Raw genomic sequence first — 18,134 nt, 5'->3', positions numbered from 1 at the left:
GTTGACGTGAGCGAGCGTTAGCGAGGTTGGGCGCGGCGGTGCCTCAAGGGGACGCCTAAGCCACGCAGCTTCCGCTATCGTTGCGCCTGTCCTCACCGAGCAATCCGTCATTGCGTCTGAAACGCGCTCTCGCCGCATGCCTTCTTGTCTGGCTGGTGCTTGCCGGCTGGGTGGCGTGTGTCTTTGCGGCGGATGCGACGGACAGCCGCGATCGCGATATCGCGCAGTTCTATCACACGGCCTGGACGGTGCGCGAAGGCGCGCCCGGCCAGGTCACGGCGCTGGCGCAGACCCAGGATGGGTATCTGTGGGTCGGGACGCAGACGGGGCTCTATCGCTTTGACGGCGTGCGCTTCGAGCGCTATCGCCCACGGGAGGGCGGGGATTTTCCGGCCTCCAGCGTTGCCTCGCTTTATGCGCCTGCGTCGGGTGGCTTGTGGGTCGGGTTTCGCTACGGCGTCGCCAGCTTCGTCAAGGACGACCGCGCGACGCACTACGCCGCCGCTTCGGGTCTGCCCACGGGCACGCTCTATGCGATTGCCGGCACGGCCGACGGCCGCATCTGGGCCGCGACTTTCAACGGCCTCGTGTCGCTCGATCGCGGCACCTGGAAGCAAGTCGGTCCCGCGCTGGGCTTGCCGGGCGCGCGAGCGCGCAACCTCACGGTCGATAGTGGAGGGCGATTGTGGGTCGCGACGGAAGATGCGCTCGCCTGGTTGCCGCCTGGCGGGCATCGCTTTGTCGTCGCGACGCATGCCGTGGGTCGGGTCAACCGGATCGCGGAAGCGCCCGATGGCGCCATCTGGGTTGCCGAGGCCGATGGCGGCGTGCGGCCGGCCTGGGTGGCGAAGGGCCGGGTGGAAGACGCGGGGCCGGTCTTGCGGTTGTCGTCCGCGGGGCTGTTGTTCGACCGTGACGGCGCGCTGTGGATGCCGACCCTTGGCGATGGCATCCGTCGCGTGCCCTGGGTGCATGTGCTCGCGGGCAGGACGATCGGTGCGGAAAGCGGTGAGGCGCAGCGCTTCGTGGAGAACCAGGGCCTGAGTTCCGATTACGCGAGCAGCGTGATCCAGGATCGCGAAGGTAATGTCTGGGTGGGGGGAAGCCGCGGCCTCGATCGCTTCCGTACCAGTCGCTTGCTGCCGGCGATGCTGCCGCCGGGCGCGACGGATTTTGCCATGGTGGCGGCTGCGGACCGCGGCATATGGGTGGGCACGAAGAACCGGCCGTTGAGTTGGGTCGATGCATCCGGTGTTGCCACTGCGCACATGAATCAGGCGGTCACGGCGGCGAGTCGCGACGCCGAGAACACCTGGCTCGGCGGGCCCGGTGGCATCTGGCGGCTGCGCGACGGCAAGGCCGAACCGTATGCGCCTCTTCCCTTCCCGGACTATTCCGGGGTGCAGGCGGTGGTGGGCGACGGCAAGGGTGGGGTCTGGGTCTCCATCAACCGTCCGGGCATCTTTCATTTCACCGAAGGTGGCTGGGAACACGATCCCTTGCCGGCGTTCCCGAACGATCCGGCGCCGCTGGTGCTGATGAACGACCGCGATGGCCAGCTATGGCTGGGCTTTGCGCGCGACATGGTGTTGATCCGCAAGAACGGCCGTGACACGCGCATCGGTGCGGAGCAGGGGCTCGCCGTCGGCAACGTCACCGCGTTGCTGGAGGATCGCGGCACCGTCTGGATCGGCGGCGAAAACGGCATCGGGGCGGTCGTCGACGGCCGCGTGCACATGATCGCGACAAAGGGCGAGCCGCTGCGTGGTGTATCGGGATTCGTGCGCGACCATCGCGGCGATTACTGGGCGAACGCGGCGCAAGGCGTGGTGCGTATCAGCGGAGCCGAAATGGCCCGTGCGCTGGAAGATGCGAACTATGCCGCGCCCGTGACCGTGTTCGATTCGCTCGATGGATTGCCCGGCACCCCGGCGCAGTTCCGCCCGTTGCCGACCGCTGTCGTCGCCGACGACGGTCGGTTGTGGTTCGCCACGACCAGCGGCATCGTTTCCATCGATCCTGCCAACATACCGCGCAATCCTCTGGCGCCACCGGTGTCCATTCGCTCGATTGCCACCGATGCGGGCACGTGGCCTGCGGGCGGGAATGTCGAACTGCCTGCCGGTACGGAGCGTCTGCGCATCGCGTTCACCGCCACCAGCCTAACGATGCCGGAGCGAGTCAACTTCCGCTATCGCATGGATGGGGTCGATACGCGATGGCGTGAGGCCGGCAGCGAACGCGAGGCCATTTATACGGATCCGCCGCCTGGGCGCCACGTGTTCCGTGTCATCGCGGCGAACGAAGATGGCGTGACCAATGACGACGGCGCGTCGATCGTGATCACGGTGGAGCATGCGTTCTACCAGATGCCGTGGTTCTTCGCCGTCTGCGCGGTGATCGTGGGCCTGCTGATCTGGATCGCGTTCTTGATCCGCCTGCGCCGTATCGCTGCGCAGTTGCGCGCGCGCCTGCAGGAACGCCATGCGGAACGCGAGCGCATCGCGCGCGAGCTGCACGACACCTTGTTGCAGAGCATTCAAGGCCTGAGCATGCGCTTCCAGGCAATCGCCAATCGCGTGCCGCCGGACGAGCCGCTGCGGGTTGCCATGGAAGGCGCGCTGGATCGCGCCGACGAAGCCCTGGTGGAAGCGCGTGACAGAGTGCGCGACCTCCGCTCGCACGGTAGTGAGCCCGGGCCGTTGGACGTCGCCTTGCGCGCGCTCGCCGCGGTCTATGCCGCGGAGCACACCGTCCCTGTCGTCGTCACTGTGCATGCCGACCTTCGCGGCCTGGACGGACTGGTGTGCGACGAGTTGTATGGCGTTGCGCGCGAGGCCGTGCACAACGCGACCACCCACGCCGATGCGAGCCGCATCGATGTGGAACTGCGGCTGGAAGCGCGCGATCTGGTGTTGAGTGTGCGCGACGACGGGCGCGGCATCGACGAGGGGGTATTGCGGGATGGGCGGGATGGCCACTGGGGGCTGCGCGGCATCCGCGAACGCGCGCACGTGGTGGGCGGCGTCGCCGCCATTTCGTCGCGCCTGGATGGCGGCACTGAAGTGGCCGTGCGCGTTCCGGTGGAGCGCGCATTTCCGGGATATCACACCCCACTGCGGCGCTGGTGGCGCCGCCTGCGTAGCGCCCTTCGCTAGCGGAAGCAGCCGTTCGCGAACTGGCCCTTCGCCAGTGGGCAGAGAATGGCCGCGAAGCCGCCATTGACCGGTACATCGAACGACAACGAACTGTCGGCCGTCACGTTCTGCGCGGAGCGCACGACGTCGCCACGGCCGCTGCCATCGCGTACCACGTCGGCATGCCACGGACCCACGCCGAGGGATGCGAGCGGCACGGTCAGTCGGCGCGCGGGACCTGCGGCGATCGCGCCGATAAACCAGCGGTCCCCGCTACGCCGCGCAAACACAGCGTCCTGGCCCGGCGTGCCCGCGATGAACTTCGTTTCGTCCCACACCGTCGGTATCTGATCGAGAAAGGCCAGCGCCTGTGGACGTCGCTCATAGGCTTCGGGTTTGTCGGCCAGGTGGGTCCAACCGGATTCGAACACGATCGGCAAGGCCACCTCGTGCGCGATCGTCGCCTCCCGACGCCCGACATCGAAGGCAACCGGTGTGTAATCCATGGAGCCAACGACATTGCGCGTGTACGGCTGGATGGTGTTGCCCACAGCGGGCGGATCGTTCTCCGCGCCGCGCACGCCTTCCATGGTCATGAGATGCGGCCAGGTACGTGCGAGTCCGTGCGGGATCGTCGCCCCATGAAAATTAAGCATGAGATGCAGCTTTGCGGTGTCGGCAAGCGTGTCGTCGTACCAGCGATAGCGGGTCTGCGAGTCGGACTCCATGAAGTCCACCTTCACACCCTCCACCCCCCAGCCCTTGACCTTCTCCAGTTCGGCCATGCGCTTGGCCGGGGTATCCAGCTTGGACCAGTGAAACCAGAGCAGGATGTCGACGTGCTTTGCATTCGCATAGCGTACGAGGTCGGGCACCCAGGCATCGCTCCATCCTTCATCGACGAGCACATAGGGAATGCGGTTGCGCGCGGCGAAATCCACATAGGCGCGTTGGCGCTCGACGTTCGACGGGCTGTCGTGTTCGCTCAGCCACGACCATGCCACCTTGCCGGGCTTGATCCAGGACGTGTCGGCAAACCGTGCGGGATCGGCGAGATCGTCCACGAGGGTGGATTCAGTGACGGTGGCGAGATCGCCGGTGATGACGGTGCGCCAAGGCGTGACCCCCGTACTCTCTACGCGCGGGTCGGCCAGCGTGAGGCCGTAGGTGCCCGTGCCCCCCACATGCGCAAGACGGCTGCCGTCGTAGCGGCCATCTGCATTGGCCTCGGTGATCAGTACATAGCTGTCGCCCACGCGGAACAGCGACGGGTAGCCGTAGTCGCCGGGCGCAGCGCCCGCCGCGGTCGTCTGGATGCGTTCCTTCTCGTATTGCGGGCCGTACGGCAGCAACCATGCCGGTGCGCCGGCGGGTACCGTGAAGCTCGTCGACTCGCCCGTTACGGTGGCGCGAGTCACGCCGGGAAGTTCGTAGCGGAATGCGACGCCGTCGTTGGCGACCCGAACGACGACGTCGAGCTTCTGCCCCTTGCCGTTCTGCAACGCGTAGCGGGTCTCGCTAAGGTTCGCGCTGCGATCCAGACGCTTGCCGACGGTCATTCGGTAGCGTTCCATGATCGGCCGTTGGCTCGTGGCCATCAGCCGGAGGTCGTGGCTGAGGTCGGCATCGGCCGTACGCAGTCCCAGTGTCTCGTCCACCAACGTGAGGCCATGGGCATCGGTCACGTTGAGGACGGGCCTCCCGCCATCGCGGAAGACGAGGGTGACAAGGGGCGGCGCTGCGAAAGCGGGAAGGCAGATGAGCGCCGCAAGTGCGACGGCGAGACGGCGACGAGCGGGCGAACGGCGGGCGTGCTTCATCCAGTGATTCCTGTACAGGCGGGAGGAGCGCGGTGGCGAGCCACGAGAGTACCGCCGCCAAGGATTTCATACATCCCTAGGGACTCAAGGACAGTCGCGGCGGTTACCATGCGACGTCATGGCGTCCCTTGCATCCACCGTATCGTTGCTTGAACAGGAAGCGGGTTGGCGCGACCTGCGTGCATTCCTCTGGCGCGCCGAAGCGAGTGACACGCTCGAACTGCTGTTGCTTGGAGAAGCCGATCCCGCAGAGCGCGAACGCGCGGTGGCCCTGTTGGAGGCGATGGAAGCGGTGGATCGCGACGCGTTCGCGCTGCTGCGTTCGGCGATCCAGCGCGGAGAAGGTCGCGAGGCGCTGGCACCATGGCTCGACGTCGGCTTTCCGACCGGGCAGCACTACGATGTGCTCGATCATGTGATCGCAGGCGTGCTCGCCATCGAGGAGCCCGATACACCGCTGTCGCGGTTGCCGCCGGAGATGGTCTTCTATCAGCCAACGCCCGCGCGGCACATTATCGATGGGGTGCTTCGGGCCGCCATCGCCGCCGACGACGTGGTGCTGGACCTCGGGAGCGGTTTGGGTCACGTGCCCATCCTGGTTCACGTGCTCACCGGGGCCACCGCACGCGGCGTCGAGCGCGAACCTGCGTACGTGGCGCGTGCCTGCGACGCCGTGCGTTCGTTGCATCTGACTGGCGTGACGATGCGCGTGGGTGACGCGCGCGATGCCGAGTTCATTGACGTGACCGTGTTCTATCTGTTCACGCCCTTCATTGGCACGGTGCTGCGCGACGTGATGGCGCGCATCGAGCATGAGGCGCGTCGGCGATCGATTCGGGTCGTGACGTTGGGCCCCTGTTCGCGCACGTTCGCGCGCATGCCGTGGTTGCACAGCGACGATCCCGATCCGGAAGCGTCCGACCGGATCGTAGTGTTTCGCTCAGCGCTTGGTGGCCGGTAGTTTTTCGATCAATCGGCCGCGGAAGATGCCGGCCAATTGATGAAAGCCGGCCTCCGTGGGATGCATCTCGTCGTTCCACTGGGTGTCCTGGGTCAACTGCCCACGCAGGTCCACGTAATCGAACATGCCGCCCAGGCTCGAGTCGCGCTTGAGCGGTTCGAGTACCCGCTCGACGAAGCCGTCGATCATGCGTCGCACGAAGGCCCGCCAAGCATCGATGCCGCCGTCGATCACCCCTTCGACATTCGGGCCAATCCACGGGCCCTCGCTTTTCTTCAACAGCGCGGCCACGCCGAGGTTGCCCAGGCCCAGCTCCGCGGCACTACCGATGCGCCTCGGATAGTCGTAGCTGTGCGCCAGGATGGGCACGCCGGGGCGCGCTGTGTGGAATGCGCGCAGGAACATCTCGTAAGCAGTGCGTACCTGCTCGTAACGTCCGGTCGAGACGATGACCTCGAACGCCTCGGCCGGATCGAGGTGCGCGCTGCCAGCCAGGGCCCCGTGCAGCCAGGTGTCGACGAAGTCGTTGCCCCCGGCACTCAGCAGCACCGCGTCGAAGTCGTATCGCGTGAACCAGCCCAGCAGGTCGTCGATGTTGTCTTTCGCGAACATGGCGCGGCCCGGGGCCGCCCCTTGCGGCGCGGCGTGATCGCCGCTTCGCTCCACTCGAAAGAACAGGCCGCCCTGGCCGAACTGAGGCACCCCGCGCTCCTCGTCCCCAGGCGCGGGCGAGACGATCCAGTCGAGAAGATTCATCGACAACGGCGTGGAGAACCAGGAGTCGCCCTCGCAGAGCATCACCGGCGTACGGTCCAGCCGGTGCTGGGCCTTGAGGCCCATGTACATCGCGCGGAACTGGCCCCGCTGGGAGAGTGCGGAAGAGATCGGCATGGCGTCGTCCGAATCGGCACCCCGATGCTATCGAGGACCGCGAAACGCCGATGCGAACGGGTTGGCAGTGTCGGCCGGCAGGTGCCGGCAGTGCGTGGACTTACCAGCGACCGCGGTCGAAGTGTCCCGTGCCGCCGCCGACCGAAATGCTGACGCCGCCCGTGGGATGGTCGCAGCTTCCGAAGGCCTGGCTGAGGCTGACCGTGCCGGCCTGGTAGCTGCCGCTGCCGCCGCGGCTGGCGCTGACCACGCCGGTACTGACGCTGCCATGGACCTGGGGCTGGTTATAGGTGGCGTCGTCGCAGCGGGGTACGTCCTCGGCGACGTCGGCATGGGTCATGCGGCCGCTGGTGTCGCCGTAGTAGGTGCCGGGCGGGTCGAGTGGCCGTGAACGTGTCACGGCCACGCTCTCGCCGCTCTTGGTCACGGCGGCGTTGCCATCATCGGCCGATTGGGCCGGCGCTGCCGCCGTGCTGGCGGAGGCGGGCACGTAGTCCGGCGGCAACTTGAGATTCAAGGGTTTTTCCTGCGCCACAGCGGCGGTGGCGAGGAGGCTGGTGACGGCAAGGGCGAGGATAGCTTTCATGGGACGCTCCGGGTTTGGCCTTCGAACGCTCAAAGGCGCGTCCGGTGTACCGCGCTTGGAACGCCCGACAGGCGTTCGAGTTCCCGGCCGCTTGTCACCTTACTCCTCCGCCAGTGCCTCGTCCTGCTCTTCGTCACCGGGAACAGCCTCGCCCAGGCGGGCGCGCAGCGCATCGATTTCGCGGCGCAGGTTGCGATTTTCGGCTTCCAGCTCGGCGACCTGATCGCGCAGAGCCTTGACCTCGTCGGTAGGCTTCTCGCGAGGCTTCCGCTTGGATTCCCGCACGCGCTTGGCGGCTTCCTTGAGTTCCGCGTCGCCGGCCGAGGCCGCCGCGCGCTGTTCCTCTTCAGGGAGGCTGGCGACCGCGGCCGCGGCACTGATCGACAGGGCGCCCGCCTTGACCGCCGCCACCACCTCCGGCGCCGCTTCCTTGCGGATCTTTTCGATCATGCCGACCTGATTGCTGCTGATCCGGGCTTCGCGGGCAATCTCCTTGCGCGTTTCCGCGGGAGCGGGGCGGGCTGTCTTCGCCTGGGCGGGCTGGGCCCCCGTTGCGTCGAAGGGAAGGTCGGGGACGACTTCCTCGCCTTCGGTCGCTGCCTCGCGGGCGCGACGCGAGGCCAGGATCTCGCGTTTGCGCAGGGCCAGCACGCCGCGCTGGAAGTCGGACACGCTGCGCCGACCCAGATGCTGCTCGATCATCCAGAGGTGCACGTCGTCCAGCGACTGGAAGCGATCGTTCTGTACCGTGCGGAACGGGATGTCGTGCTTGCGGCAGATGCCGTACCGGTTATGCCCATCGACCAGTGTGTCGCCCCAGAGCACCAGGGCTTCGCGGCAGCCTTCGGTGAGCAGGCTGCGCTCCAGCGACTCGTATTCGTCGGGGGTGAGGGGGTCGATGTAGGCCTTGAGTTCTTCGTTGACGACGATGTGCATGCGCGGATCACGGTGGAGCGGGCGGGCCGGCATTCTAGGGCCTGTTCACGCCGCGGGCCACGCGAATAATGTGAACAGGCTCTGATACCAGCGGCCCCGGGATGCGGGGCCGCCTTGTCAACGGCGCCTCAGCGCATGGGCGTGTCCGGGGGCGGTGCGATGGATACCTCCCTCACGAGGCGAACCGACCAGGGGCACCAGAAGCCAGCGGGAAGAAAGTCGCCACCGACGAGATGCAGGTTCTCCTCGATGTAGAACGGCGTGGCGTCGCAGACTTCGGTGTCCACATCCCTGGACAGCCGTACGGTGGAGGGCTCGAAATGGTAAGGCCATTCCGCGTTGTACCACTCGCGGCCACGAACGATCGTTCCTGTGACACGTTCGCTGCCGCGCGTGTCGGAGGCACCGGTCACGACGCCACGCAGGCGGTCGATCGTCTCCGGGTCGGTCACGCCGAAGACGAACTCGTGCGGGTTGGTCGTGTAGCGGGTCCAGTCACGGAACTGGGTGCCGGTAGTCGATACGAACGAGAAGTAAGCCACCTCGGCCTGGGCGGCGCCTGCGAGCAGGGTAAAGGCCAAGGCAAGGCATGAAAGACGGCGTCGTTGGCGACGCGCGGTAACGGTATGAGATGGCTGTCGTCCTTGATGATGGTGCACGGTATCGCTTCCTGGGGTGGGGGAGTCCGCAACCTTGCATCGGTAAAAAACGCTGTCAAATGACGTCGCGCTGATCCGCATTCTCTCGTGGCGTCGTCACGACGACACCGTCGCGCGCGGTAAGAACGATCTCATCAAGGCGAAGGTATGGGCGTGGGTTGCGCTCGGCGTGTTGCGCAGGTCGATGGCATGGGTACTATCGTCGCGGAGCGACAGGGCGAGGATGAATCATGAGCAAAGCGAATGCCGTTGCAGGCGACTCCGCCGCGCAGCTGATCGACAAGCGCATCGCCGATCTCGACGATTGGCGCGGTGCAGCATTGGCGCGCGTGCGCGAGTTGATCCACGCCGCCGACCCGCACGTCGTCGAGGAGTGGAAGTGGCGGGGTACGCCTGTCTGGTCGCATGACGGGATCATCTGCACTGGCGAGACGTACAAGGCCAAGGTGAAGTTGACCTTTGCAAAAGGTGCGGCGTTGGCGGACCCAGACAAGCTGTTCAACGCAAGCCTGGATGGCAATGTACGTCGAGCGATAGACATCGCGGAAGGCGATGCTCTCGACGCCACCGCTTTCAAGACGCTGGTGCGCGCTGCCGTGGCGTTGAATGGCACGAAGAAAACACGTTCGAAAAAATCCACTTGAGTCTCGTGCGTGTAGCGTGGCGGCACTTCGCGTGCACGCAGGTCTCGATCCAGTGTGGCATTTGACGTAAGGTGGCGGCGCGCGGTGTCGTTTGCGCCTACCGCCGGCTCGGTATGAGTCGGAGCTACGAGTTCATGGAGGAATCGTCATGTCTTTCCGCACTTTCGGCATGTCGCAGCGAGTGGCTGCGTTCGTTCTCGTGTTTTCCGCTATAGCATCCCTTCCGGCGCAGTCACGGGAGCCCGCTCACATCCACCGGCAGGAGCCGGGTGTTGTCGCCAGTCCGGTCAACGACAAGCTCGCTACGCTCAGGTACTGGACCACGGCGCGGATGGAACGAGCCGTGGCGCAGGGTGATGGCGGCGAAGCCCCGCGGCTCGACGTCATTACGCCAGGAGGCGACGAGAGCGGTCAGGCGAGGGTCGCTACGCCGTATACGGATCACCCGATCTCTCGCGTGGCGGGCAAGCTCTTCTTCGTCGATCCGTTGCAGAACAAGGACGGTTATTGCTCGGCATCCGTTGTCACCTCGCAGAGTCGACGCCTGATCGTCACGGCAGCCCACTGTCTTGCGATCATTGAAAACGACGGCTCGGAACGCGGGCGCCTGGTGTGGGTGGAGCACCCGATGTTCGTCCCTGCATACGATGCCACGCGGCCGGCGACCGACGAACAGCGAGCGCCGTATGGCCTGTGGCCCATTCGTCGCACATTCGCGGCACAGGTCATCGAAGACGATCCCACCAACATCCTGAAAACCGACTGGGACCTCGTCGTCGCCGATACCTACGATCAGTTGGGCCAACCGATCGAGAACGTACTGGGCAATGCGTTAGTGCCACGCACATCCACGGCGGACGATCTGTTTCCCCTCGTCAATCTTGTCGCGTATCCCGGGGAAGCCTACGGCGGCGGCTCGCAGTATTGGTGCGCAAGTACCACCCAGAACAATTTCTCGGGCACAGGCCTGCAACTACCGAATTGCCGCAGCTACTTTGGAAGCAGCGGCGGATCGGTCGTTCTGAACGATCAGCCCGTTCCCGCCTTTGCCGGTCGGGAAGTGGTGGCGGTCGTGCATAACGGTGCCACCTATACGCGGCTCTGGACGTATCTGTATCCGGGGCTCGCCAGCGCAGCGGACGCCGATACGCTGCGAAAATCCGCTCGTCCATGACGTAGACATCACGTTTGCAGCGCAGGGTGATTTTCTACGCCGCACCTGCATCCATCCGTACCCGATCCTCCGTATGTGTTTCTGCTTCCAGCCGGAAGTCGATCACTACGGAGAAGGTTATGAAGATCCATCCTCTTGCGCGTTCCCTCCTGGCCGGCATGGTCTTGCTCGGTGCGGCGGCCCTCTCGCCCGTTGCGTTGGCTGGCAGCATGAGCGCGCCTGCATCGGTCATGGTGGGCGGTGCGGCGATGTATCCGACCAAGAACATCGTTCAGAACGCGGTGAACTCGAAAGACCACACCACTTTGGTTGCCGCCGTAAAGGCGGCGGGTCTCGTCGATACGCTCTCCGGGCCGGGACCGTTCACAGTCTTCGCGCCGACCAATGAAGCCTTTGCGGCCTTGCCTGCCGGCACGGTGGATACGCTGCTCAAGCCGGAAAACAAAGCAGATCTCACCAAGATCCTCACCTATCACGTCGTTTCCGGTCGCGTAACGGCGAAGGACTTGCTCGCCAAGATCGCCGCAGGCGGCGGCAGCGCGGAACTGAAGACGGTGCAGGGCGAATCGCTTACCGCACGCAAGGATGCCAACGGTGTCGCCATCACGGATGCAAAGGGCAATGTCGCGCACGTAACCATCGCCGACGTGCTGCAATCCAACGGCGTGATCCATGTGGTGGACAAGGTGCTGATGCCGTAAGAGCCGGCAGCTTTCACCTTCGACGAACGGCCGCAAGGCCGTTCGTTCCTGGCTTGGTGTCTGCGCCTCGGCGCGTTGGAGATTGGGGTGTCCATCACGCTTGCATTTTTGATCTATTTGGTAAATATTGGCCTTCGAGCTGGAAATTTTGCCAAATACATCAAAAATGCAAACTCTCACGGAACTAGGCGAAGTCGTAGCGAGCAGGCGTCGGTCGCTGGGCCTGAAGCAGGGCGATGTGGCAACGCAAGCTGGGCTCACCCAAGAGGCGCTATCCCGTTTCGAGCGAGGGAAAGCAGCAGAGTTCGGTTCGCGGAAACTCCTCGCGGTACTCGCCGTGCTGGGGATGGAGTTGCAATTCGTTGAACTGGGCGCGTCCGGATCGCTGGATGAACTGCGTCGCGAGCGGGGCGGTGCATGAACCTCTCCGTTTACCTGCTCGGACGCGAGGTCGCCAGGCTGGAATCCATCGGTGACTTCAAGAGTTCCATGGTCTATCACGACGGCGTGGCGCCGAACGACCTGGTCTCACTGACCATGCGGGTTCGCAGGGATCCCTATGTCTGGGACGACGTACTGCATCCCATCTTCCAGATGAACCTGCCTGAAGGCTATCTGCTTCAAGTGTTGCAGGAACAGTTCGGTCCACACATTGGCGCCAGTCCCATGGCGCTGCTATCGGTCATCGGTCGCAACATGATCGGGCGTATTCAGGTCGCGGCTCCGGGGGTGGATCTGAACGAGCCGCCGAAACCGGTGGATGTCGCAGCCTTGCTGCGCGGCGACAACTCCGAGGAAGCCTTCGCAGAGTTGGTGCGTCAGCACGCCACCAGCGGTGTATCCGGCGTCGTCCCGAAATTCCTCGACGCCGAGACGGAGAAGGTGGTGGCAGGTCTTCATAAGAAGACGACGCTTTTCACGCACCGACACATCATCAAGGGCGCTTCCAGGCTGCTGCCGTTCGTTACGCTCAACGAGCATTTGTGCATGCAGGTCGCAGCAAAAGTGATGCCGTCCGCCAGAACCGACATCTCGCTTGACGGTCAGGCACTGATCGTTCATCGCTTCGATGTAGACGAGAGCGGTGTCCCTCATTGGGGCATGGAGGATTTCTGCGCGTTGCTCGGACTACGTCCATCGGCCAAATATGAAACAACGTGGGAGCGCATAGCCAAAGCCGTGCGCGATCATGTGCCGGTCGGTCACCGTCATGATGTGTTCCGGCAGATGGCGACCATGCTGCTGCTGACCTATGCGCTCCGAAACGCTGACTGCCACGCGAAGAACGTCGCACTTCTCTATACCGGCCATCATGACGTCCACCTTGCCCCAGCGTACGACATGATCACGACGGCGGCGTACCCCGAATACAAGAACAATCCCCCAGGAATAGGCTTCGGCGGGAGGAAGACCTGGACGCCCGGAAAGCAGCTTCAGCAATTCATCACGGCAAATTTTGGCGTCTCCGCGATGGATCAGAAAGCCACGGTCGAACGCATTGCGGACGCGCTGGCTGACGTCGGTCCATTCGTGCGCGAAGCCATGCGGGAGCATCCGGGGTTCAACGATATCGGTAAGCGCATGCTGTCGGCGTGGCAGGAAGGCATGGGCGGCCTTCGCGACAAGCGTGTGTATGCCATGGGTGCTCGTGAGCTTGGCGAGGCGTACCGCGGGTTCTCCGATCCCGAGCCGGTTACCTCCGGTCGCGCCGTGATCGGACGATCCGAACTGCTGGGAAACAAATAAGGCCCGGCCACCATGGCCGATCATCGGTCGTATGATCGGCCAGACGCCCTCGCCAATCAGGGCCTTTAGGAAAGTGCGTATGAAGATGGGTCTCTTCGCTACGATCCTCGCCGCTATGTTGGTCGCCGGCAGTGCACAGGCGTCCTCATCGACTTCCTTGCCCTCGCCGCTGTTCGGCCGCTGGTCCGTCGATACCAGTCGCATGGATATGCCACCGGAAGCACGGCCGAAAAGCGTGATCCTCGGATTCAATGACGCAGGCAACGGCAAGGTCGGCATGGTGGTGGATATCGCTTTTGCCGATGGCAAGAAGGTCCACACCGTAGGTACCAATCCGACCGATGGTACGTCGGTCCCGGTCGTCGGCAGCCCCGAGGCGGATGCCGCGGCGATGGAACATCCGCAGCCGAATGTACTTGTCGTGGGCCTCAGCATGGGCGGCGTACCCGCGTCCACGCGCGTGTACGCCGTGGCGCCCGATGGCAAGACCATGACGGAGGTGGTGTCGTTCTACGCCAACGACGGTAAGCCGGCGATGCGCATGCATTATTTCACCCGGTTGTCATCCCCCTGACAGGGCATCACAAGGGGTGACCAATCGGCGGCACGGGAGCCGACCTTTGATCCTTACGAGAATCTTAGGCATTGTCATGTCTGTAGGCGCGCGAAAAGACGAGCACGCCTGAACTGGCAAGGGGTGCTCTACACATGACGAGAAGGGCCGATGATCGTGAGCCGACGGACTCGCACCCGGTTCGGATGAGATTGCAGCGCGAGTCGCGAAGACGGGATGTGGCGTTCGTCCTGAAGCTGACCGGCCTGGCATGCATCTCCCAAGGATTGGCGTGGATGCTTTGTTACGTCTACTTCGGGCGCTACGAGTTGTCGATGGTCTTCCTCGGACTGACGGCTGTGGGCGCGCTTGCCCTGTATCGCAGCAAGCGGAGCGACGGCGCATCGTTACTTCTCGTTGCGCACGGCATTCTTGCCGTCATCTGTGCGATCTCGTTGATCGACGCGCCTATCGCGTCGGTGCCGCGATCCGTGCATCTGTTCCTGCTGCCACTCGCCGCCGGTGCGGCGTTTACTTTCGAGCGGCGCGATCGGTATGGAACGCTGATCTTTCCGCTGATTTGCCTTGCCGCTTTTGCCGTGTTCGCGGTGGGGGCTCTGGACTCGCTCGCGCCCCACATGTCACCACCGTTGGAGGTGCGGGTCTGGGGCGCGAGGCTGAACACGGCGACGTCGATGCTGCTCGTGGCCGGGATCTTCGCCATCTACCGTATCGACAGCGGAAGGCGCCTGCGGATGGAGCGCGAACTAGGCAGGGCCGTTCGCAACGGTGAGATCGAAGTGCACTATCAACCTCAGGTGCGTGACAGCGGCATCGTCAGCGGCGCCGAGGCACTCGTGCGTTGGCGGCATCCGTCCGGCAAGTTACTGTCGCCCGATGTGTTCATCGATCTGGCGGAAGAAAGTGCCCTGATCGGCGAGATCGGATTGGAAGTGCTTCGCCAAGCCTGCGAAACCTTGAATCACTGGTCCTCCGTCCCACGGACGCGGGCGCTTCGCCTGGCCGTGAATATCAGTCCGGTGCAACTGCTGGACGGTTCGTTGGTGTCCTCGGTGTCTTCGATCATCCGTGAGGCAGGCATCGACCCGACCTTGCTCGAGTTCGAGCTTACGGAATCCGCGCTGGCCACCGATGCTGCGGCGATGATCGAGCGGATGGAAGTGCTGGAATCCACCGGCGTTTCCTGGGCGCTCGATGACTTTGGAACCGGCTATTCCTCCTTGGCAACGCTGCGTACGCTTCCCGTGCGCAAGCTGAAGATCGATCGGCGGTTCCTGGCCGAAGCGACAAGGCAAGAGAGCGCGCAGCAACTTCTCGGCAAGATCATCGAGATATCGCACGTCATGGGCATGACGGCCCTGGCCGAAGGCGTGGAGACACCCGATCAGCGTGAACTGTTGATCGGCCTCGGCTGCGATCATTTCCAGGGCTATCTGTTCGCCCCGCCGATGCCACGGCCGGAACTGCATGCGTGGTTGGATTCACAGCGGCTGCCGCTGCCAGTCGGGTGACGCCAGCAGGGGCCCGCGCCATCGTCGGGCTGCGGGCTGCGGGCTGCAACGCAAGCGCACCGCCATCCGGGTTGCTAAAATCGCCCGATGACCCTCGTAGATCCCGCCGCCTTCCGCCTCACCGTCGCCCCCATGATGGACTGGACGGACCGTCACTGCCGGTATTTCCACCGACTGCTGTCGCCCCATGCCCGGCTCTATACCGAGATGGTGACCAGCGCGGCGCTGGTGCGGGGGAATCAGTTGCGGCTTCTGGAACATAGCCACGAGGAGCATCCTGTGGCGCTCCAACTTGGCGGCAGCGATCCTGTCGAGTTGGCGAAGGCGGCGGTGCTGGGCGCGCAGGCCGGTTACGACGAGATCAACCTCAACGTGGGTTGTCCCTCGGACCGGGTGCAGTCGGGCAAGTTCGGCGCCTGCCTCATGCGCGAGCCAGATCTGGTGGGTGAATGCGTTCGTGCGATGGCCGATGCCGTCGATGTGCCGGTGACCGTGAAGTGCCGCATCGGTGTCGACGACCAGGACGAATACGCCGACCTGCAGCGCTTCACCACGACGATGCTGGAAGCCGGCGTGCGTATCCTCATCGTCCATGCGCGCAAGGCTTGGCTCGAGGGGCTGAGCCCGAAGGAAAACCGTGAGATCCCGCCGCTCGACTACGAGCGCGTCTACCGGCTGAAGCGCGAGTTTCCCGAGCTTGTCGTGGTGATCAACGGTGGCATCACCACGGTCGACGCCGTGCGTGAGCATCTGGCCCGGGTGGATGGCGTGATGCTGGGCCGCGCGGCGTATCACGATCCCTACGTGCTCGCGCGTATCGAAGCCGATCTTTACGGCACAGCGGTGCCCGAGCGAGCCGACGTGCTGGAACGGATGCGCATCTATATCGACGCGGAGCTGGCGCGAGGCACGCAGTTGAAGCACATCACCCGGCATATCCTCGGTCTCTACCAGGGCGAGCCGGGCGCTCGGGGTTTCCGCCGCCAGTTGTCGGAGGGCGCTCACCTTCCCGGCGCAGACTGGCGCCTCATCGAAAGCGCATTGTCCGCCTTTCGCCACGCCGCCTGATCCCCATCGGTTCGAAGAACGAGGTACTGCATGATCGTGACCGAACGTCTGGTCCTCACCCCGAGCGCCATCTCGGACTTCGACGACTGCAACGCCATGAGGACCGACCCTGAGGTCATGCATTTCATCGGCGGCGTCGCCTCGGCAGAGGACACCTGGATCCGGCTCCTGCGCAACGTCGGTCACTGGACGGCGTTCGGCTATGGACTCTTCACCCTTCGGGAAAAGGACGGCGGCCGCTTTGTCGGCGAGGGCGGGCTGGCCCATTTCCGTCGTGGGCTCGGCGACGACTTCGACGATTTCCCGGAGGGCGCGTGGGCCCTGGCGAGCGCGGCACACGGCAAGGGTTACGGCACCGAGGCCCTCGAGGCGGTGCATGCCTGGTTCTTCGCGCAGCGTGGAAAGGGCCGGGCCGTGTGCCTCATCGATCCGGAGAACCGGCCCTCGGTGCGCATGGGCGAGCGACTCGGCTACCGTCCGTTCCGCCAGGCAACGTATCGCGACAAGCCGATGACGCTCTTCGAGCGCGCTCCCTGATCGGGGCCTTCCTTCCTGCCGGAGCGGACGGTCGCCGGAGGGCGGGAGGGCAAAGCCGGCAGCTGGCCGGCCCCCAGGATGGTCTCCAATCCGGTTTTCGTTCAGCTTCGGGCGGGGCGGGCCTCGGCATGATCGCCCGACTAGCCATACCGGCCGCTCCGTGCCCCACATGAAAATCACGTTTCGTCCGCTATTTTTCGCCGCGCTTTGCCTCGCCTTGCCCGTCGCCGCCCTGGCGGATCAGTCGCTCACGCTCGAGCAGGCGGTCAGCAAGGTGCAGAAGGAGACCGGGGGGAAAGTGCTGTCAGCGGACACGCGGCTGGTCGAACGAGGCCGGATCACCGAATACCGGGTCAAGGTGCTCACCCTGGACGGCCACGTAAAGGTCGTGCCGGTGCGTACCGAGACCGCCAAGCCCCTGGACATGAGTGCCGGGGACAACAAGGAGAAACATTGATGCGAATCCTGCTCGTAGAGGACGAAGCCCCGCTGCGCGAGACTCTCGCGGCGCGCCTGAAGCGTGATGGCTTCGCTGTCGATGCCGCCCAGGACGGCGAAGAGGGCCTGTACCTCGGCCGCGAGGTGCCCTTCGACCTGGCGATCATCGACCTGGGTCTGCCCAAGCTGTCCGGTATGGATCTGGTAAAGGCCCTGCGTGAGCACGGCCAGCGTTACCCGATCCTCATCCTCACCGCGCGTGGTAGTTGGCAGGATAAGGTCGAAGGCCTGAAGTACGGTGCCGACGATTACCTGGTCAAGCCGTTCCACGTCGAGGAACTGCTGGCACGCATCAACGCGCTGGTCCGTCGCGCCAGCGGCTGGTCCAAGCCGGTGCTTGCGTGCGGCCCGATCAAGCTCGACACCACGGCACAGACCGTGACCGTGGAAGGCCGTCAGGTCGACCTCACCAGCTACGAATACAAGGTGCTGGAATACCTGATGCTGCACGCGGGCGAGCTGGTCTCCAAGGCCGACCTCACCGAGCACATCTATCAGCAGGATTTCGATCGCGACTCGAACGTGCTGGAGGTCTTCATCGGCCGCCTGCGCCGCAAGCTCGATCCCGAAAGCGCGCTGAAGCCGATCGAGACCGTTCGCGGTCGCGGCTATCGCTTCGCCATCCCCCGCAACGAAGCGGACGAGGACTGACCCCGGCGGGCGGCGGGCCATCGAGGCACGCCGCCCGTGA

General features: G+C 64.6%; 18 protein-coding genes. 13 read left to right on the top strand and 5 right to left on the bottom strand.

Features of this window, described 5'->3' with window-relative positions:
- The first annotated feature begins 110 nt into the window (after nt 1–110).
- On the top strand, nt 111–3,158 hold the full coding sequence (locus BT115_RS08280; protein ID WP_072321970.1) for a sensor histidine kinase: 3,048 nt from the start codon (nt 111–113) through the stop codon (nt 3,156–3,158).
- Here BT115_RS08280 and BT115_RS08275 read toward each other — a convergent pair.
- A complete protein-coding gene (locus BT115_RS08275) occupies nt 3,155–4,957 on the bottom strand; it encodes a glycoside hydrolase family 97 protein (protein ID WP_072321969.1) in 1,803 nt (600 codons plus the stop codon). The two genes, BT115_RS08280 and BT115_RS08275, sit on opposite strands and share 4 nt — an antisense overlap.
- A gap of 118 nt (nt 4,958–5,075) precedes the next feature.
- On the opposite strand from BT115_RS08275, the gene BT115_RS08270 reads away from it, so the two are divergent.
- Complete coding sequence (locus BT115_RS08270) at nt 5,076–5,918, top strand: hypothetical protein (protein WP_072321968.1); 843 nt, start codon at nt 5,076–5,078, stop codon at nt 5,916–5,918.
- Here the strand turns inward: BT115_RS08270 and BT115_RS08265 are convergent.
- The 4 genes from BT115_RS08265 to BT115_RS08250 all read right to left on the bottom strand — a co-directional run bounded on the left by BT115_RS08265 (nt 5,898) and on the right by BT115_RS08250 (nt 8,912).
- A complete protein-coding gene (locus tag BT115_RS08265; protein WP_072321967.1) occupies nt 5,898–6,809 on the bottom strand; it encodes a hypothetical protein in 912 nt (303 codons plus the stop codon). The genes BT115_RS08270 and BT115_RS08265 overlap by 21 nt on opposite strands.
- A gap of 100 nt (nt 6,810–6,909) precedes the next feature.
- Nucleotides 6,910–7,395, bottom strand: coding sequence for a hypothetical protein (locus BT115_RS08260; protein ID WP_072321966.1), 486 nt, complete (start codon nt 7,393–7,395; stop codon nt 6,910–6,912).
- A gap of 99 nt (nt 7,396–7,494) precedes the next feature.
- Complete coding sequence (locus BT115_RS08255; protein WP_072322323.1) at nt 7,495–8,331, bottom strand: plasmid replication/partition related protein; 837 nt, start codon at nt 8,329–8,331, stop codon at nt 7,495–7,497.
- 128 nt (nt 8,332–8,459) lie between these two features.
- Nucleotides 8,460–8,912: a BP74-related protein gene (locus tag BT115_RS08250; protein WP_072321965.1), complete on the bottom strand. Its 453-nt coding sequence runs from the start codon at nt 8,910–8,912 to the stop codon at nt 8,460–8,462.
- Nucleotides 8,913–9,220: 308 nt separating this feature from the next.
- On the opposite strand from BT115_RS08250, the gene BT115_RS08245 reads away from it, so the two are divergent.
- The 11 genes from BT115_RS08245 (at nt 9,221) to BT115_RS08195 (ending at nt 18,094) form a co-directional block, all read left to right on the top strand.
- Nucleotides 9,221–9,634 carry a DUF1801 domain-containing protein gene (locus tag BT115_RS08245; protein ID WP_072321964.1) on the top strand — a complete coding sequence of 138 codons (414 nt, stop codon included), beginning with the start codon at nt 9,221–9,223 and terminating at the stop codon, nt 9,632–9,634.
- A gap of 148 nt (nt 9,635–9,782) precedes the next feature.
- Nucleotides 9,783–10,808 carry a trypsin-like serine peptidase gene (locus tag BT115_RS08240; RefSeq protein WP_143144488.1) on the top strand — a complete coding sequence of 342 codons (1,026 nt, stop codon included), beginning with the start codon at nt 9,783–9,785 and terminating at the stop codon, nt 10,806–10,808.
- A 119-nt stretch (nt 10,809–10,927) separates the two neighbouring features.
- On the top strand, nt 10,928–11,509 hold the full coding sequence (locus tag BT115_RS08235) for a fasciclin domain-containing protein (RefSeq protein WP_072321962.1): 582 nt from the start codon (nt 10,928–10,930) through the stop codon (nt 11,507–11,509).
- Nucleotides 11,510–11,636: 127 nt separating this feature from the next.
- Nucleotides 11,637–11,930 (top strand): XRE family transcriptional regulator, encoded by a 294-nt coding sequence (locus tag BT115_RS08230; protein ID WP_143144487.1) that lies wholly within the window; start codon nt 11,637–11,639, stop codon nt 11,928–11,930.
- Nucleotides 11,927–13,255, top strand: a complete 1,329-nt coding sequence (locus BT115_RS08225) for a type II toxin-antitoxin system HipA family toxin (protein WP_072321960.1) — start codon at nt 11,927–11,929, stop codon at nt 13,253–13,255. Before BT115_RS08230 ends, BT115_RS08225 begins: the two co-directional genes overlap by 4 nt.
- Nucleotides 13,256–13,334: 79 nt before the next feature.
- Complete coding sequence (locus BT115_RS08220; RefSeq protein ID WP_255369371.1) at nt 13,335–13,829, top strand: hypothetical protein; 495 nt, start codon at nt 13,335–13,337, stop codon at nt 13,827–13,829.
- Nucleotides 13,830–14,104: 275 nt separating this feature from the next.
- On the top strand, nt 14,105–15,340 hold the full coding sequence (locus BT115_RS08215) for an EAL domain-containing protein (RefSeq protein WP_255369370.1): 1,236 nt from the start codon (nt 14,105–14,107) through the stop codon (nt 15,338–15,340).
- A gap of 87 nt (nt 15,341–15,427) precedes the next feature.
- Nucleotides 15,428–16,408, top strand: a complete 981-nt coding sequence (gene dusA / locus BT115_RS08210; protein WP_072321958.1) for a tRNA dihydrouridine(20/20a) synthase DusA — start codon at nt 15,428–15,430, stop codon at nt 16,406–16,408.
- Nucleotides 16,409–16,438: 30 nt separating this feature from the next.
- Nucleotides 16,439–16,945, top strand: coding sequence for a GNAT family N-acetyltransferase (locus BT115_RS08205; RefSeq protein WP_072321957.1), 507 nt, complete (start codon nt 16,439–16,441; stop codon nt 16,943–16,945).
- Nucleotides 16,946–17,114: 169 nt separating this feature from the next.
- Entirely contained in the window at nt 17,115–17,402 is a 288-nt protein-coding gene (locus BT115_RS08200) for a PepSY domain-containing protein (RefSeq protein ID WP_072321956.1), read from the top strand.
- Nucleotides 17,402–18,094 carry a response regulator transcription factor gene (locus tag BT115_RS08195; protein ID WP_072321955.1) on the top strand — a complete coding sequence of 231 codons (693 nt, stop codon included), beginning with the start codon at nt 17,402–17,404 and terminating at the stop codon, nt 18,092–18,094. The genes BT115_RS08200 and BT115_RS08195 overlap by 1 nt, the downstream gene beginning before the upstream one ends.
- Nucleotides 18,095–18,134: the final 40 nt, after the last annotated feature.

Source organism: Luteibacter sp. UNCMF366Tsu5.1, from assembly GCF_900119235.1.
Lineage (GTDB): Bacteria > Pseudomonadota > Gammaproteobacteria > Xanthomonadales > Rhodanobacteraceae > Luteibacter > Luteibacter flocculans.
Note: the sequence above shows the minus strand (reverse complement) of the source record. Positions and strands in the feature narration are given on the sequence as shown.

Bases quoted from the DNA above. Each gene is read 5' to 3' on its own strand.
- BT115_RS08270 (WP_072321968.1), top strand. From the start codon at position 5,076: ATGGCGTCCCTTGCATCCACCGTATCGTTGCTTGAACAGGAAGCGGGT.
- dusA (WP_072321958.1), top strand. From the start codon at position 15,428: ATGACCCTCGTAGATCCCGCCGCCTTCCGCCTCACCGTCGCCCCCATG.
- BT115_RS08255 (WP_072322323.1), bottom strand. From the start codon at position 8,331: ATGCACATCGTCGTCAACGAAGAACTCAAGGCCTACATCGACCCCCTC.
- BT115_RS08215 (WP_255369370.1), top strand. From the start codon at position 14,105: ATGCTTTGTTACGTCTACTTCGGGCGCTACGAGTTGTCGATGGTCTTC.
- BT115_RS08275 (WP_072321969.1), bottom strand. From the start codon at position 4,957: ATGAAGCACGCCCGCCGTTCGCCCGCTCGTCGCCGTCTCGCCGTCGCA.
- BT115_RS08195 (WP_072321955.1), top strand. From the start codon at position 17,402: ATGCGAATCCTGCTCGTAGAGGACGAAGCCCCGCTGCGCGAGACTCTC.
- BT115_RS08205 (WP_072321957.1), top strand. From the start codon at position 16,439: ATGATCGTGACCGAACGTCTGGTCCTCACCCCGAGCGCCATCTCGGAC.
- BT115_RS08225 (WP_072321960.1), top strand. From the start codon at position 11,927: ATGAACCTCTCCGTTTACCTGCTCGGACGCGAGGTCGCCAGGCTGGAA.
- BT115_RS08220 (WP_255369371.1), top strand. From the start codon at position 13,335: ATGAAGATGGGTCTCTTCGCTACGATCCTCGCCGCTATGTTGGTCGCC.
- BT115_RS08235 (WP_072321962.1), top strand. From the start codon at position 10,928: ATGAAGATCCATCCTCTTGCGCGTTCCCTCCTGGCCGGCATGGTCTTG.
- BT115_RS08265 (WP_072321967.1), bottom strand. From the start codon at position 6,809: ATGCCGATCTCTTCCGCACTCTCCCAGCGGGGCCAGTTCCGCGCGATG.
- BT115_RS08245 (WP_072321964.1), top strand. From the start codon at position 9,221: ATGAGCAAAGCGAATGCCGTTGCAGGCGACTCCGCCGCGCAGCTGATC.
- BT115_RS08260 (WP_072321966.1), bottom strand. From the start codon at position 7,395: ATGAAAGCTATCCTCGCCCTTGCCGTCACCAGCCTCCTCGCCACCGCC.
- BT115_RS08240 (WP_143144488.1), top strand. From the start codon at position 9,783: ATGTCTTTCCGCACTTTCGGCATGTCGCAGCGAGTGGCTGCGTTCGTT.
- BT115_RS08200 (WP_072321956.1), top strand. From the start codon at position 17,115: ATGAAAATCACGTTTCGTCCGCTATTTTTCGCCGCGCTTTGCCTCGCC.